Source organism: Photorhabdus antumapuensis (assembly GCF_020387775.1).
Taxonomy (GTDB): Bacteria; Pseudomonadota; Gammaproteobacteria; order Enterobacterales; family Enterobacteriaceae; genus Photorhabdus; species Photorhabdus antumapuensis.
Genome location: NZ_JAHZMK010000024.1, coordinates 248,377 through 264,013, shown reverse-complemented (window position 1 = coordinate 264,013; position 15,637 = coordinate 248,377). Strand labels below are relative to the sequence as shown.

Below are 15,637 nucleotides of genomic sequence, written 5' to 3'. Positions count from 1 at the left end.
ATTGGTACATCTAGGAAAATACAGCGTGGAAAATTTAGAGAATCGTGTCAAGAGTGTTGTTGCAGAACAACTTGGAATACCTGAAACCCAGATTCTTAATACACAAACATTCGAGGAATTAGGTGCCGACTCGTTAGATAATGTTGAACTGATTATGGCTCTGGAAGAGCATTTCGGAATAACTATTGATGATGAAGAAGCGGAAAAAATAGTGACGATACAGAACGCCATTGATTGTATCGATTCGAAGTTAGAATCCGCTAACTAATTTGAAGAACTTTATTATCTTTATACCCAATGGATTTCAAGATGGATCGCGACGGCAAGGGAGCGAATCCCCGGGAGCATAGCTAACGATGTGACCGGGGTGAGTGAGTGCAGCCAACAAAGAGGCAACTTGAAAGATAACGGGTATATAAGTAAAAAAGCACATATGATGGTCATGTGTGCCTTTTTTTGTTTTTTGGTTATTTGAACAGATCTGCACTGATAGTGGAGGTTCCACCACTGGATTGCCATTCACGGGTGATATGATAGTACTTAGCACCTTTAGCCGCGGCACGTTTAGCGACTTCATAAGAAACATCAGGCATGCTGTTGTAGTAACCTGAAAAGGTGATGGAATCAAAAGGGACCATCTGAGCAGCGCTGACTTTATTTAATTCTTGGATTTTTGTGCCATCAGGAAGAGTTACCGTGTAACGTTCACCTTTAGAATACTGGGTTTCAAAGAAGCGGCCAACAGAATTACTGGTTGAAGTTGAAGAGGCTAAACCAGGAGTTTCTACTTTTTTAGCTGATTCACCACCAGCAGCCAATGCAATGCGTCCAGAATCGGAATCTACCGGGATAACAGCTTCATCAGCCTGAATTTGGCGTTTTGGCGCATCATCTTTATAAACATAAGCTGTCACCGTCTGATTGCCGCCATCATTGATTGCAACCTGACGAACAATAAAGAAAGCCGCTGCGTCTTTTTTCTTGGCTTCTTTTGCAATGGCTTCATTCAAATCGGGTTCATTGTCGTAAAAGCCGTTAATAGTGACCGTATCGAATGGTTCCAGTGTTATAGCTTCTGCTTTGGGTAATTCTTTGATGCCACGGAACAGACGATATTTAGGTGAATTATCAATTTTCTCTGCATCTTTGTGAAACAGATCAGCTGTAACGCGCAGATTGCCGCTATTATTTAGATCGTCAAGGCTTTGGATATAAAACCCATCTGCACCCATTTTGTCTGCACGACGGGAAACCGCATCGGCAGCTTCATAAATAGCATTAAAAGGGCCTGTAACCGTAATACGTTTAAACGGTTTCAGCTCTGCTGCTTTCTCTGGGGATAACTCCTGAGCTGCTTGAATAGTGGTAATACCCGTTAATGAGAGTACCGCTGCTGCAATTATCGTTGTTTTCAGCTTCATAAAAAATCCTTCCACCTTGCGCATTAAATAGTTGTAACTTGCTGAACATGGTTGTGCATCACATAGCCGATAATTATTACATGTAATAATAGCTAATGTCCCACGAATTTATGCTATCAGTATGAATGAATGCAAGTTTATAGGATAGGGCGTCATAAGTTTTTATCAACATAGCGAATGGTCTAGTTAAAGTTGCGATTTGTACCGGTAATACTACTTAGTTATTTTTTTACTCATTAGTGATCGATTATCGATAATATTTTCAATTTGTTATCAAAATATTTGTTGATAGATTTTGCTGATGGCAGTAATAAAGTTAATTTAGTCGCTAAATTGACTGTAACAAGCAATAATCATCATTAATCTTAGGCTTTAGGAAGGGAACATTATGCGTATTGGTGTACCGAAGGAGCGACTTGCCAATGAAGCACGTGTTGCAGCCACACCGAACACTGTGGAACACCTGCTGAAATTGGGATTTAATGTCGTTGTTGAGAGTGGAGCGGGGCATTTAGCCAGCTTTGAGGATAGTGCTTACCAACAAGTAGGTGCTGAAATTACTGATCGTCATAATATTTGGCGTTCAGATATTATTTTAAAGGTTAATGCTCCTGAGGATGACGAAATAGCATTAATGAAGGAAGGGAGTACGTTGGTTAGTTTTGTCTGGCCAGCGCAAAACTCTGAGTTAATGCAGAAGTTATCAGACCGCAAAGTCACGGTGTTGGCTATGGATTCCGTACCGCGTATTTCCAGAGCACAATCGCTGGATGCGCTGAGTTCTATGGCAAATATTGCCGGTTATCGTGCAATAGTCGAAGCGGCTCATGAATTTGGTCGTTTCTTTACTGGTCAGATCACCGCCGCAGGTAAAGTCCCGCCAGCCAAGGTGATGATTATTGGTGCCGGTGTTGCTGGTTTAGCTGCGGTGGGTGCAGCGGGCAGTCTGGGAGCGGTTGTTCGTGCATTTGATACTCGCCCTGAAGTTAAAGAACAGGTTCAGAGTATGGGTGCAGAGTTTCTGGAGCTGGATTTTGAAGAAGAGGCCGGTAGTGGTGATGGCTATGCAAAAGTCATGTCCGAAGCCTTTATTAAGGCTGAAATGACGCTTTTTGCTGAACAAGCAAAAGAAGTTGACATTATTGTGACGACGGCGCTTATTCCGGGAAAACCGGCTCCACGTCTTATCACCAAAGAGATGGTTGAATCCATGAAGCCGGGTAGTGTGATTGTTGATCTGGCCGCTCAGACGGGAGGAAACTGTGAATTAACGCAAGCAGATAAATTGGTTATTACTGCAAATGGTGTGAAAATTATTGGTTACACAGATTTACCAAGCCGCTTGTCAACACAATCTTCACAACTCTACGGCACTAATCTGGTTAATTTGCTTAAGTTACTGTGCAAAGAGAAAAATGGCGAAATCAATATTGATTTTGACGATGTTGTTATTCGTGGTGTGACAGTCGTTAAAGAGGGCGAAATTACCTGGCCGGCGCCACCTATTCAAGTTTCGGTTCAGCCGCAGGCAAAACCAGCATCGGTTAAAGCAGAAAAGCCAGCGACGAAACCCGTTTCACCTTGGCTGAAATATGGTTTATTGGCATTGGCTGTTATCTTGTTTGGTTGGTTAGCCAATGTTGCACCAAAAGAATTTTTATCCCACTTTACTGTTTTCGCGTTAGCTTGTGTGGTGGGTTATTACGTGGTCTGGAATGTCAGCCATGCTTTACACACACCATTAATGTCGGTAACTAATGCCATTTCGGGGATTATTGTCGTTGGGGCGTTATTGCAAATTGGTGATGGTGGATGGGTAAGTTTCTTCTCATTTATTGCTGTTCTTATTGCCAGCATTAATATCTTCGGTGGCTTCACTGTCACTCAACGTATGCTGAAAATGTTTCGTAAGGACTAAGGGGTAACTAATGTCGAGTGGAGTCGTTACAGCAGCCTATATTGTTGCCGCCATTTTATTTATTTTCAGCCTGGCAGGTTTATCTCGTCATGAGAGTTCTAAACGCGGAAATATTTTTGGTATTACCGGAATGGCAATCGCATTGATTGCGACTATTTTCGGGCCTGATACCGGAAGTGTTGTCTGGGTTATTCTGGCGATGGTGATCGGTGCGGTTATTGGTATCCGTCTGGCAAATAGAGTTGAAATGACTGAAATGCCGGAATTGGTTGCTATTCTGCACAGTTTTGTTGGTTTGGCCGCCGTATTGGTTGGTTTTAATAGCTTTATTGCTCACGATAGTTTTGCAGAACCCGTGATGGAAAATATCCATTTGACAGAAGTTTTCCTGGGGGTTTTCATTGGTGCGGTTACCTTCACCGGTTCTGTTGTGGCATTTGGTAAGTTATGTGGAAAAATGTCCTCTAAACCGTTGATGCTGCCAAATCGTCATAAATTAAACCTCGCGGCGCTTGTTATCTCCTTTGTGCTGTTGATTACTTTTGTGAAAACGGAAAGTACGGGTCTGCAAGTGTTCACGTTGTTGCTCATGACAGCAATCGCATTGGCGTTTGGTTGGCATTTGGTTGCTTCCATCGGTGGTGCGGATATGCCAGTAGTGGTTTCAATGCTGAACTCTTATTCGGGCTGGGCTGCTGCTGCTGCGGGCTTCATGTTGAGCAACGATTTATTGATTGTAACGGGTGCACTGGTGGGTTCGTCGGGGGCGATTCTCTCTTACATCATGTGTAAGGCTATGAACCGTTCTTTTATCAGTGTGATTGCCGGCGGGTTTGGGACTGATGGTTCTTCAACCGGTGATCAGCAGGAGATGGGCGAGTACCGTGAAACCACAGCGGAAGAAGTTGCTGAACTATTAAAAAACTCAACTTCGGTTATCATCACGCCGGGATACGGTATGGCTGTTGCACAGGCGCAGTATCCGGTACATGACATCACCGCTAAACTGCGGGAGAAGGGAATTAACGTCCGCTTTGGTATTCATCCCGTTGCGGGGCGTTTGCCTGGGCATATGAACGTGCTGTTGGCAGAAGCAAAAGTGCCTTACGATGTTGTTCTGGAAATGGATGAAATCAATAATGATTTCTCTGATACCGATACTGTGTTGGTCATTGGTGCCAACGACACCGTTAACCCTGCGGCACAGGAAGATCCCAACAGTCCAATTGCGGGTATGCCCGTTTTGGAAGTCTGGAAAGCACAAAATGTTGTTGTGTTTAAACGCTCTATGAACACAGGTTACGCCGGTGTGCAAAACCCGTTGTTCTTTAAAGACAACAGTCAGATGTTGTTCGGTGATGCAAAAGCGAGTGTAGAGGCAATCCTGCGTGCACTGTGATTTTCTATCTTTTTAACGTACAGATTTGATGGATTTACTGTCTCTCAATCGAGATATGATTGAGAGACAGAAGAAATTGGTAGTTTCCAACCGTCAACCCTGTAAATTTATCCTTTGGTGCCAGACTACAGGTGGCATTCAGGGAGCTCCTTATCCTCGTCACGTGCAATAGCGTCTAACCAGTCAGAAAGTTCATTGCCAGTTAAATGCAAGCCGGTAGCTTCATATTCTAACCAAGCGTTTTCAGCATCACGCAAAAATTGTTGTCTGGATTTCAGAGTATTAGTTTGTTTATGCATAATCTTTCTACAAATGTCACTAATAAAATAAACGTTGCCATTGGGAAGTAAGAATAGCAACATTTCAGGATGTAATACATTGCATGATATGCAGAGAATTTTGTGTTTACTACTTAATTTCCAGCGTATCGTACCCCTGCCAGCGATAATTCATCACCGATAATGTCCAGAACAGAATGAAAATCCCGACGACCCAAAAACCAACATTGCCCATATTGTCGTTTAATGCCCCGATAGTGTCCCAGAAAACACCATGCAAATCCCACTGCTCAGCGATAAGTCCAAGCGCTTCCAATCCACCGATGAACAGTGCTACGGCAACGGAAGCCGCAGTGATGGTCATGTTGTAGTAGAGTTTGCGTGTCGGTTGGGAAAACGCCCAACCATAGGCTCCCACCATCACAAAATTATCCAGTGAGTCGATGAGTGCCATACCGCTGGTAAATAGCGCCGGGAATACCATCAATGACCACAGAGGAAGTCCACTGAGAGAACCGGCGGCAGATATACTTAATAGCCCAACTTCGGTAGCGGTGTCGAAACCCAATCCAAACAGAAAACCGACCAAATACATATGCCAGCTTTTATTTACCAGCCGGAAGACTGTATGAAACAGGCGTGTCATGATCCCTCCCGGCGTCGTTTCTAGAGCAGTCAAATCACTTTTAGCCAGATTTCTGCCCCGCTTGATCTCCTGAAATTTCTGATAAACGCTTTTCAATATCAGCAAATTAATCAGTGCTATCGCTAGCAGAAAGCAGGCAGAAACTAAGGTACCAACAATGCCGCCATAGTCATGAACCCAGCCCATTTGATCTTTAAATGCCATAGAGGTTAGAACGATGGCGAAGCAGGCCAGAATAACAATGGTAGAGTGTCCTAGGGAAAAGAAAGCGCCGACAGCAATGGGTGATTTACCCTGTTGCATCAATTTACGGGTGACGTTATCAATTGCCGCGATATGATCAGCGTCGACCGCATGGCGTAGTCCGTAACCGTAAGCCAGCAACGCCGCCCCCATCATAACCGCATGATGACGGAAAGCGATAAATGCCCAAACCCAAGCAAGTACGTTAGCGGCAATCAGAACAACAAGAAGAGATAGAGCACGTCTTTTATCCGTTAAATTATTCATATCTGGAATACCTGTAAATGTAAAACCCACTTTGCGGGTGATTGTTAGAAGCCCCAAAAAACCGTAAGTATTTTTTGACTCCATGACCTATAATTTTTTTACTGAGCAGGCACACTAATCAGCTTGTAATATTACTTTGGATAAACTTAAATAAGAGGTAAGAGGACTAACCTGTGTTGAGAAGAATGATCTTAATTGACATATTATGGTCTTTGTGTCAAAACTTTTTTCACTAAAAGATTATCTTGCTCAATATTCAGATAGGGATAGCAGCTTTTGAATAAAGTCTGTTGGGAAAAGCGTATTAAGTTATATTTTGACATAGCGGTGTGACCATATGGAATAACCAATGATTAGGGGGCTTTATGCAATTAACACCAAGGGAAATCGAAAAGCTCATGGTATATACACTGGCTGATGTCGCATTAAAGCGTAAGTCTCGTGGTTTAAAACTCAATTATCCTGAAGCCGTCGCTATTATTACCGCGGCTGCATTGGAAGGTGCCAGAGAGGGGAAAACACTAGAAGAAGTAATGGATGATTCCCGGCACATTCTGACTAAAGAAGATGTGATGGATGGTGTAGCTGATCTTATTCCACATGTGCAGGTTGAAGCAATATTTACTGATGGCAGCCGCTTAGTCACTGTGCATGATCCCATCCAATGATTGCTGAAACAAATTATAAATAGCAGGAAAAATTATCTAGACAAAATATTAGTTTATGTTTTGGCTCGCGTCTTAACGTGGAGATTTTCCGATGGAAAAAAATAATAAAGAAGATATTACTCCGTTGGGGGGATATATTCTGGCTAAAGACCCGATCTCCTTTAATGAAGATTGTCCGGTTATTCAATTAAAAGTGCGTAATTCAGGTGATCGTCCTATTCAAGTGGGATCTCATTTCCACTTTTTTGAGGTCAATAAAGCCTTGCAATTTAATCGTGCAGCGGCATTTGGTAAACGACTTAATATCACGGCGACAACCGCAATCCGTTTTGAACCCGGTGATGAAATCGAGGTGTCATTAATCCCGATTGGTGGGAAACAAAACGTTTATGGATTTAATAACTTAGTCGATGGTTGGGCAGGTAAAAGCCAGGTTGCCATTGATGAGCAGGAAGAAAAAACCTGGTTGCATGCTGGGTAACAAAATTTGGGTATATTAAGGTTATCGAATAAATTCAAGGTAGAGTTGACAAACGTCGGAAAATCTTTCGAACAAAGGAATAAACTATGCCAACCATTTCCCGACAGGAATATGTAGGTCTTTTTGGCCCAACGACCGGTGATAAGATTCGCTTGGGTGATACCAATCTATTTATTGAAATTGAGAAAGATCTGCGTGGCTATGGTGATGAATCGGTCTATGGCGGGGGCAAATCGCTGCGTGATGGTATGGGTGCGGATAACCGTATGACCAGCGAAAACGTATTGGATTTGGTGATTACCAGCGTCACTATTTTGGATGCTCGACAAGGCGTCATTAAAGCGGATGTCGGCATAAAAGAGGGACGCATTGTCGGGATAGGTAAAAGTGGTAATCCCAACATGATGAATGGTGTTACCCCCGGTATGGTAGTTGGTGTTAGTACTGATGCTATATCCGGTGAGCATCTTATCCTCACGGCTGCTGGCATTGATACCCATATTCACTTTATTTCTCCTCAACAGGCTGAACATGCTTTATCCAATGGTGTGACGACTTTCTTTGGCGGTGGTGTTGGCCCCACTGATGGCACTAACGGCACGACTGTCACCGCCGGTCCATGGCATATCCACCGCATGTTGCGTGCTTTTGAAGGTTTACCAGTTAACGTAGGTATTTTGGGAAAGGGCCATGCTGCGGTGGCTATGCCGCTGGTTGAGCAGATCAAAGCGGGCGTTGCCGGCCTGAAAGTGCACGAAGACTGGGGCGCAACTCACTCCGCATTGCGTAATGCCTTACGTGTAGCGGATGAAATGGATATCCAAGTCGCAGTGCATACCGATAGCCTGAATGAAGGCGGTTATGTTGAAGATACCATTGATGCTTTTGAAGGTCGCACTATTCATACTTTCCACACCGAAGGCGCCGGTGGCGGGCATGCACCAGATATCATTAAAGTTGCCAGCCAGATGAATGTGTTGCCCAGTTCTACTAATCCCACACTGCCTTACGGCATCAATAGTCAGGCAGAACTGTTTGATATGATTATGGTTTGCCATAACCTTAATCCTAAAGTACCGGCTGATGTTGCATTTTCGGAAAGCCGTGTGCGTCCAGAGACCATTGCTGCGGAAAATGTTTTGCACGATATGGGCGTATTGTCGATGTTTTCCAGTGATTCTCAGGCAATGGGGCGAGTGGGAGAAAATTGGCTGCGCGTGATGCAAACCGCTCATGCCATGAAAGCAGCGCGTGGCAAGTTGCCGGAGGATGCCGCATATAACGATAATTTCCGTGTATTACGTTACGTTGCCAAAATTACGATTAACCCGGCTATTGCTCAGGGAATAAGTCATGTGCTAGGTTCGATTGAAGTGGGAAAAATGGCTGATCTTGTGCTGTGGGAACCCCGTTTCTTTGGCGTAAAACCTAAGTTGGTCATCAAAGGCGGTATGATTAATTGGGCGGTGATGGGGGACCCAAATGCTTCACTGCCGACACCACAACCGACATTTTATCGTCCAATGTTTGGCGCATTGGGCAAAGCCCTTCAGGAAACCTGTGTCACTTTTGTATCCCAGGCGGCAATGGAACTGGGGGTAAAAGAGAGCCTTGGTTTGGAACGCCAGGTTATGGCGGTGCGCAATTGCCGGGCTATCTCTAAGAAAGACATGGTGCGTAATGCTGAAACACCCACCATTGAAGTGGATGCTGAAACCTTTGCCGTCAAGGTGAATGGTGAATATGCCACAGTAAAACCGGTCAGGACAGTCGCGCTCAATCAGCGCTATTTCTTTAGTTAGTCTATTTTTTGCTGCCGGTCAGAGAATGTTTTTTCTGGCCGGATTAACCGATCCATGCGTTCAGAGGATTATCTTATGATTGTTATTGAACAGATTCTTGGTAATGCCAAAAAGGATGTTTTCTGGCGAGATCGCTTACAAGGGATCTCGCCGGATATCTTGGTGCTTTCGCAATGGGAAGCGCAAAAAAGCCGTTGTCGTAAATCCACCCTTAACGGGTTGGATTTGGGTATTTCCCTTGACCGTCATCAGGTATTGTCTGATGGCGATGTTTTATTGTGGGACGAAGCTAAAGGACTGGCGGTTATTGTTCAAATGAGCTTGCGTGATGTGATGGTTATTCACCTGAAATCATTGCTGTCATTAGATTTAGAGACGGTAATGAAAACCAGTTTTGAACTTGGTCATGCTTTAGGTAACCAGCATTGGAAATCAGTGATTAAAAATAACCAGATTTATATTCCGCTGACAGTATCCACTAAGGTCATGGATTCAGTCATGAAAACCCACGGTTTTCATGCATTGCCTTACTCCTTTGTTAAAGGTGAAGAGATATTGCCTTCTCTTAACAACTCAGAGGCTCGCTTGTTATTCGGTGGTGCAGAGGATTCCGCGACCCACGTTCATGTCGATAATACATTTCTGAACCAGCATGTGATCAAACTAAAATGAACGCGCTCCGTTTAATCAGAATCATGCAGTTTGCTGATTCAGTACTGCCTGTTGGCGCATTTTCTTTCTCAAACGGTCTGGAATCGGCCATTCAGAGCAAAATCGTATATGACGTGGCAACGTTAAGCGACTTTACGCGTACAGCGCTGTTACAGGCGGTGAGTAGTGATGGTCGCGCAGTAGTGGCTGCGTGTCAGGCGCTGAATAGGGGGCAGCATGATGCCGCTATCTCCCATGATTGGGCAGTACTTAACCGCAAATTAAATGAAGAAAGTCGCACTATGATCACGCGGATGGGGAAAAAGTTAGCGGAAATGGCAGTGGAAGTCACCGGTGAGTCATTAATTGCATGGTGGTTAGCACAAATAAAGAGCGATATTGCCGCAGGTACCTATCCGATTACTTTGGCGGTCGTCATGAGTGCATTGGGCGCTGCTCCACGTGAAGTGATCGTCATGCACCAATATGGCGTTGCAATGACGATACTGAGTGCGGCTATACGCCTGATGCGGGTTACCCATATTGAAATTCAACGTATCTTGTTCTCATTGAATCAAGATATTGAACTGTTTTGTGATGAGGCGGAAAAGGGAGGAATTGACCAAATGACATCTTATGCACCGATGACTGATGTTCTGGCGGCACTACACGTTAGCGCATTTACCCGGCTGTTCAGTAACTAACTTGATCCTGATATTGCTTTTAACCACCTCTTAATCGTGTGAGGAAACTCTTGTGAAAAAAATTACCCGAATTGGTATTGGCGGTCCGGTGGGTTCAGGCAAAACTGCCGTTATTGAAGTAATCACGCCTATCTTGATTCAGCGCGGAATAAAACCTCTGATTATCACCAATGATATTGTTACCACTGAGGATGCTAAACAGGTTAAACGTACCTTGAAAGGCATTTTAGATGAAGAAAAGATACTTGGTGTGGAAACCGGTGCTTGCCCTCATACTGCGGTGCGTGAAGATCCCAGCATGAATATTGCTGCGGTAGAGGAGATGGAAGCGCGTTTTCCTGACAGCGACGTTGTGTTGATTGAAAGTGGTGGTGATAATCTGACGCTCACTTTTAGTCCAGCGTTGGCAGATTTTTATATTTATGTGATTGATGTCGCTGAAGGGGAGAAAATTCCGCGTAAGAACGGTCCGGGTTTGGTACAGGCCGATATTCTGGTGATCAACAAAATTGATTTGGCGCCTTATGTTGGTGCCAGTCTGGCGGTGATGGAGCATGACACTCAAGTTGTGCGTGGTCAGCGTCCTTATATTCTTACCAATTGCAAAACAGGTGAGGGGGTTGAAACGTTGGTAAATATGATCATGCGTGATTTCCTGTTTACCCATTCATTACAGGCAACACAATGACTGCCACCAGCTTGCCACAAAATATTGGAGAAGCGTGTCAACAGGCGAATAATCTTGGTGTCAACGCGCCGGAACTTGCACGATTTCAGGATGAACCGCCCCAGATGGCAAGCGGTGATGTAGGTAAAAGCGGTTATCTACGGTTGGGATTTGCTCGGCGTGGTGATCGTAGCATTTTGGCGCAGATGAAACGCCGGGTTCCCTATTTGGTACAGCGGGCGTTGTATTGGGATGAGGCACTACCGCAGATGCCGTGTGTATTTATGATCTCCACGTCGGGATGTATCTTGCAAGGGGATAGATTGGCACTGGACATTCATGTTGCTCCAGAGGCGTTTGGTCATGTCACTACCCAATCGGCGACTAAGATTCATTCGATGGTGAATAACTACGCGGCGCAAGTGCAAACTATCCAGATAGAGCAGGGAGGCTATCTGGAAATGATGCCCGATCCGGTAATACCTCACAGTGGTTCTCGGTTTATTACCGACACTCAGATAACCATTCATCCGACAGCCACCCTGATTTATTCTGAGATGATTATGTCTGGCCGCAAGTATCATCTAGCTGATCAAGGGTTTAAATTTGATGTTTACTCATCACGCATTACGGCAACTGATTTTGATGGCAAGATATTGTTTGCAGAACGTTATGTCCTGGAGCCCAAAAAACAACCGTTGAACAGCGTAGGGGTGATGGGGCCGTTCCATGTGTTCGGTAACGTGATCTTGCTGACACCTCAAATTCACCACGATCGTATTCTGGCGCGCATAACGCCTCAGTACGATGCTGAAACGGGTATAGCGAGTGGTACCAGTCGTTTACCCAATCAGTGTGGTCTAATCTTTAAGGTATTGGGAAAAGAAACTTATCAAGTTAAAGCGGGTATTCGTCTTTTCTGGCGTATAGCTCGTGAGGAGATCCTTGGTGTTACACTGCCTGAGCCGTTTATCTGGCGATAAAACCTGGGACGAAAATTTGTTTCGGGCTTTATCGCCAAATGGATGGTTATCATGCTATTTACTATCACTCTTTAGCGGCTTTAATTGGACATTCAAAACCATCAGGTTTGATTGTCAGAATGTCACATTTAAGATTATCGATCACATGTTCTGCGGTATTTCCCAGAAAAGCAGCGGATAGCCCAGTTCTGCCGAGGATGCCAAGAACAATAATGCCCGCATTCATCTCATCACACATGTTGGGAATCACACTCTCCGGTAATCCTTCATGGATATGAGTATATTTTTCATCAAGGCAGAATTTTTGGCGCAATTCTTTCATGGCAATAAGATGCTGGCCACGCAGAGCATGGTTATAAACACTTGGGTCGAAATCGGGTAGTTCAATAGCGATATTCAGCGGTGCAACAGGATAAGCGCTGACCAAATGAATTTCCGGGTTTTTCATTATCTGGTTTGCCAGTTCCTGAGTTTCCTTAACCAGTTTCAGGTTCAGTTCATGGTGGTATGATTCTTCATTAGATAAATTGACCGCGACGACAACGGAGCCTTGGTCTGGCCATATCTGATCTTTTACCATCCATACGGGACATGGGCATTTGCGGAGTAACTGCCAGTCAAGTGGGGTAAAAATCAAAGAGCCTAGCTTGTCATGTTTATGCGTCATTTTCAGAAGTAAATCGTGATTACCTGTAATGACCTCCTGGATAATCGCTTCATAAGGTCGATTATGCCATACCACTTTTATTTCAATATCAATACCGGCTTCCAGATAGTAATACGCTTGTTGTTTAAGCCAGGCAGTGCGTTGACTGGTAACACCTTTACGCATAGCACTACCTTCTTCTGGGGAGAGTAAGGTGGTCATCTCATAAGAAAGATCATAAATGGGCAAGAAAGCTTTAATCCGGCCACCGTTACGTTGCACTATATAAACTGCGCGTCTTAATGCCGGTTGATCGTCCTGACTTGGGTCAATTGCAACTAAAAGGTTTTGATAGTTTGCCATAATGGTATCCTCACAGAGGCTAGACAAAACACGCTTCAATATTAAGCTTCAATACTAAAGATAAACCAATATAAGCAAACCGGACAGGTCAGAGGAGGAGCAGATCGACAAATTAAATTGACTACACTCCTCCCTGGAAGGAAGAAAATGCTATGTAGAGTCGAGATATGGCGCGGTAACTGTGGTCTGGCATATTCTGTTCCTGCAAGCGAGTTTTTGCTCAACAGATATTTCAGGCCTTTATCGCAAGAGACAACGATGTGATCATATAAAGTCGGTCGAGTTTGTACTCCCAAAGCTTACCAAGTATCCGGAGCACTATTCCGCGATCAGCTTTCTTCAGTAGACAATGAACCCGCTTCGCCTTTGAGGCTCCATCTTCCTGATTTGGAATTTAAAGTATGTTAAGCGTGCGTAGACGCTGGCATCCAGCGGTAGAGTGTTGGAACGGATACACCGAAGTTCTTGGGTTGATGGAGTTCACTCACCTTATCTTCAAATATTTTCTGACAATCCGTTTTGAGCAGGGCATCGTGTTGAAGCTCCAGATTTTGATCTTGCGTCGAGACACGAGCATAGCCAATTAACATAATTCACTGACCTTTAACCACAGGAGTGAAATCAGACCATTGTTCAATTCTGAAAGCGCGAATGTCACGCACTGAGGGAGGAAACCACGATTGGGCCTTGAGGGATTGGATCGCTACAAAAAGCTGGGCCATGTTTTCGTCTTCGCTGACATACAGACTGCCCTGAACGCGTCTAAAACCATATTGAGCCAGCGTTGCACCGATTTCAGCGTAGGCTTGCGATACTCCTTTAGGGTGGTGTTGTTCGGTGTCAGCAACAACTAAATCAAAGGCAATAGCGTACATTCAGGCGGCCTTGGGGTCATTGTTAACGTGGGTCAGACGGTATTCGGTTTTTTCCCCCGTTTCTACCAGGACGACTTCTATCATCCAGTCACCATCCTCTAACGGACGGAGCAGTTTCCCTACTTCATATTTTGGCCCAAACGCACCAAAGCTTTTTATCGTGCCAACAGGTACAGACGGTGTCGTTATCATGACCGTTCCTCATTATTGAAATTTATTAATAGTGTAGTATTTTGAGAATGTTGTTTCAAGAAAGACTTTCGAGAACGCTAACCCCTTGATATTGTGTACTATAAGTTGGCGGTACAGTGCTTTTTCATAAACCCTCATTTTCAAGAACAAGGAGGTCATACGCCACGCCATTCAATGCTGTCCGCCGCCAAGCGGGAAAACTGCCTCCTTTCCATCCTTCTCAAGACGAGGTAGAAAGGAGATTGACGGATAATCTGGTTTTAACATCAGGTAATTGAAACAGATTTTTTTCCGACTAGGTCGGCCAGTTTATTCATATCTTCAATAGTAATGTATTTACCTTTTACGCCGAGAGTATTGTTTTTCTGGAAGCGCCCAAGCAGACGACTAATAGTTTCAACAGTCAGACCAAGGTAATTACCAATATCACTACGAGTCATGGTTAAACGAAATTCTCTTGGTGAGAAACCCCGTTGAGCGAAACGACGGGAGAGATTATAAATAAATGCGGCTAATCGTTCTTCAGCGTTTTTCTTAGATAACAACAATATCATTTCTTGGTCGCCTTTAATTTCCCCGCTCATCAGGCGCATCATTTGCTGGCGAAGATTAGGCATTTTACCGGACAGGTCATCCAGTGTTTCAAACGGAATTTCACAAACCATTGATGTTTCCAGGGCTTGAGCAAAACTTGGATGCTGAGTATTAAGGATGGCGTCAAAACCCACTAAATCCCCTGCGAGATGGAAACCTGTGATCTGTTCATCACCGTCTTCGGTGATGGTGTAGCTTTTAATCGTTCCAGAACGGATAGCATAAAGAGATTTCAACTCATCTCCTGCTTTAAACAAAGTTTGCCCTTTCTGAATAGGTTTCTTACGCTCAATGATATTATCGAGCTGGTCAAGCTCGTGCTCATTCAGGGTGAAAGGGATGCACAGCTGGCTAATGCTGCAATCCTGGCAGTGGATCGCACAACCACCAGACTGGATTCGACGAATGACACGTTTTTCCTGGATCATATGGCATGCTCATTAGAAATTAGAAATATTGATATAGTTCAACTTTAGCATCTGTTGATGATTCTGGTAAGAGCTATAATAGTTTTCTGCGATTTATTCGGGAAAATGTACTATCTTGATATATTGACTATAAGAAATTATTACATTGCGTAAAGTTGATGTTCGGTCATTACCATAGCAAGATTGTATTCAATATCAGCGGCTTGAATTTGGCAAAGGGTTTCTCGCTTTATCCACCTATGCCAAGCCCTATTTTTCCGTTCTCCAAAGCAATTATCTTTTAAAATCTATCCATTTTTTTATTTTTCTGACAAGTCAGATTATTATTCTATATAAAGATTTATAGATAGATAAGACAAGTCTGAAAATAGGGTTTGAATTTAAGAGCCTATTTTTGATTTTATTGCTAAA

At 44.0% G+C, this 15,637-nt stretch carries 17 protein-coding genes and 1 pseudogene; 10 read left to right on the top strand and 8 right to left on the bottom strand.

Features of this window, described 5'->3' with window-relative positions; genetic code table 11:
* The first annotated feature begins 25 nt into the window (after positions 1 to 25).
* On the top strand, positions 26 to 268 hold the full coding sequence (gene stlE, locus KZ793_RS10840) for a stilbene biosynthesis acyl carrier protein StlE (protein WP_036775642.1): 243 nt from the start codon (positions 26 to 28) through the stop codon (positions 266 to 268).
* A gap of 199 nt (positions 269 to 467) precedes the next feature.
* On the opposite strand, the gene ydgH is transcribed toward stlE, so the two are convergent.
* The gene (gene ydgH / locus KZ793_RS10835; protein WP_225815342.1) at positions 468 to 1,421 is read right to left on the bottom strand and encodes a DUF1471 family protein YdgH; all 954 of its coding nucleotides are present in this window, start codon (positions 1,419 to 1,421) and stop codon (positions 468 to 470) included.
* A gap of 388 nt (positions 1,422 to 1,809) precedes the next feature.
* Here ydgH and pntA point away from each other — a divergent pair, with 388 nt between their 5' ends.
* Positions 1,810 to 3,339, top strand: a complete 1,530-nt coding sequence (gene pntA / locus KZ793_RS10830) for a Re/Si-specific NAD(P)(+) transhydrogenase subunit alpha (protein WP_225815341.1) — start codon at positions 1,810 to 1,812, stop codon at positions 3,337 to 3,339.
* Positions 3,340 to 3,349: 10 nt separating this feature from the next.
* Positions 3,350 to 4,738: a Re/Si-specific NAD(P)(+) transhydrogenase subunit beta gene (gene pntB, locus KZ793_RS10825; protein WP_225815340.1), complete on the top strand. Its 1,389-nt coding sequence runs from the start codon at positions 3,350 to 3,352 to the stop codon at positions 4,736 to 4,738.
* A 125-nt stretch (positions 4,739 to 4,863) separates the two neighbouring features.
* On the opposite strand, the gene KZ793_RS10820 is transcribed toward pntB, so the two are convergent.
* On the bottom strand, positions 4,864 to 5,037 hold the full coding sequence (locus tag KZ793_RS10820; protein ID WP_225815339.1) for a hypothetical protein: 174 nt from the start codon (positions 5,035 to 5,037) through the stop codon (positions 4,864 to 4,866).
* A 109-nt stretch (positions 5,038 to 5,146) separates the two neighbouring features.
* Positions 5,147 to 6,172, bottom strand: coding sequence for a HoxN/HupN/NixA family nickel/cobalt transporter (locus tag KZ793_RS10815; protein ID WP_225815338.1), 1,026 nt, complete (start codon positions 6,170 to 6,172; stop codon positions 5,147 to 5,149).
* A gap of 365 nt (positions 6,173 to 6,537) precedes the next feature.
* Between KZ793_RS10815 and KZ793_RS10810 the strand changes: the two genes are divergently transcribed.
* The 7 genes from KZ793_RS10810 to KZ793_RS10780 all read left to right on the top strand — a co-directional run bounded on the left by KZ793_RS10810 (position 6,538) and on the right by KZ793_RS10780 (position 12,128).
* The gene (locus KZ793_RS10810; protein WP_118984795.1) at positions 6,538 to 6,840 is read left to right on the top strand and encodes an urease subunit gamma; all 303 of its coding nucleotides are present in this window, start codon (positions 6,538 to 6,540) and stop codon (positions 6,838 to 6,840) included.
* 91 nt (positions 6,841 to 6,931) lie between these two features.
* The gene (locus KZ793_RS10805) at positions 6,932 to 7,321 is read left to right on the top strand and encodes an urease subunit beta (protein WP_118984796.1); all 390 of its coding nucleotides are present in this window, start codon (positions 6,932 to 6,934) and stop codon (positions 7,319 to 7,321) included.
* A gap of 86 nt (positions 7,322 to 7,407) precedes the next feature.
* On the top strand, positions 7,408 to 9,123 hold the full coding sequence (locus KZ793_RS10800) for an urease subunit alpha (protein ID WP_225815337.1): 1,716 nt from the start codon (positions 7,408 to 7,410) through the stop codon (positions 9,121 to 9,123).
* A 75-nt stretch (positions 9,124 to 9,198) separates the two neighbouring features.
* Positions 9,199 to 9,795, top strand: coding sequence for an urease accessory protein UreE (gene ureE, locus KZ793_RS10795; RefSeq protein ID WP_036775655.1), 597 nt, complete (start codon positions 9,199 to 9,201; stop codon positions 9,793 to 9,795).
* On the top strand, positions 9,792 to 10,478 hold the full coding sequence (locus KZ793_RS10790; protein WP_225815336.1) for an urease accessory protein UreF: 687 nt from the start codon (positions 9,792 to 9,794) through the stop codon (positions 10,476 to 10,478). The genes ureE and KZ793_RS10790 overlap by 4 nt, the downstream gene beginning before the upstream one ends.
* A 52-nt stretch (positions 10,479 to 10,530) precedes the next feature.
* Complete coding sequence (gene ureG, locus KZ793_RS10785; RefSeq protein ID WP_011146430.1) at positions 10,531 to 11,166, top strand: urease accessory protein UreG; 636 nt, start codon at positions 10,531 to 10,533, stop codon at positions 11,164 to 11,166.
* Positions 11,163 to 12,128 (top strand): urease accessory protein UreD, encoded by a 966-nt coding sequence (locus tag KZ793_RS10780; RefSeq protein ID WP_225815335.1) that lies wholly within the window; start codon positions 11,163 to 11,165, stop codon positions 12,126 to 12,128. The genes ureG and KZ793_RS10780 overlap by 4 nt, the downstream gene beginning before the upstream one ends.
* Before the next feature lie 64 nt (positions 12,129 to 12,192).
* Here KZ793_RS10780 and uspE read toward each other — a convergent pair whose 3' ends face one another.
* From uspE to KZ793_RS10755, 5 genes and pseudogenes are all read right to left on the bottom strand, one after another.
* Complete coding sequence (gene uspE / locus KZ793_RS10775; protein WP_225815334.1) at positions 12,193 to 13,137, bottom strand: universal stress protein UspE; 945 nt, start codon at positions 13,135 to 13,137, stop codon at positions 12,193 to 12,195.
* A 482-nt stretch (positions 13,138 to 13,619) separates the two neighbouring features.
* A pseudogene (locus KZ793_RS22875) lies at positions 13,620 to 13,727 on the bottom strand (recombinase family protein); the annotation flags it as partial.
* Between the two features lie 3 nt (positions 13,728 to 13,730).
* The gene (locus KZ793_RS10765; protein ID WP_118984802.1) at positions 13,731 to 14,012 is read right to left on the bottom strand and encodes a virulence factor; all 282 of its coding nucleotides are present in this window, start codon (positions 14,010 to 14,012) and stop codon (positions 13,731 to 13,733) included.
* On the bottom strand, positions 14,013 to 14,204 hold the full coding sequence (locus KZ793_RS10760; protein WP_225815332.1) for a DUF5397 family protein: 192 nt from the start codon (positions 14,202 to 14,204) through the stop codon (positions 14,013 to 14,015).
* Between the two features lie 266 nt (positions 14,205 to 14,470).
* Positions 14,471 to 15,226: an FNR family transcription factor gene (locus KZ793_RS10755; protein WP_225815331.1), complete on the bottom strand. Its 756-nt coding sequence runs from the start codon at positions 15,224 to 15,226 to the stop codon at positions 14,471 to 14,473.
* Between the last annotated feature and the right edge of the window lie 411 nt (positions 15,227 to 15,637).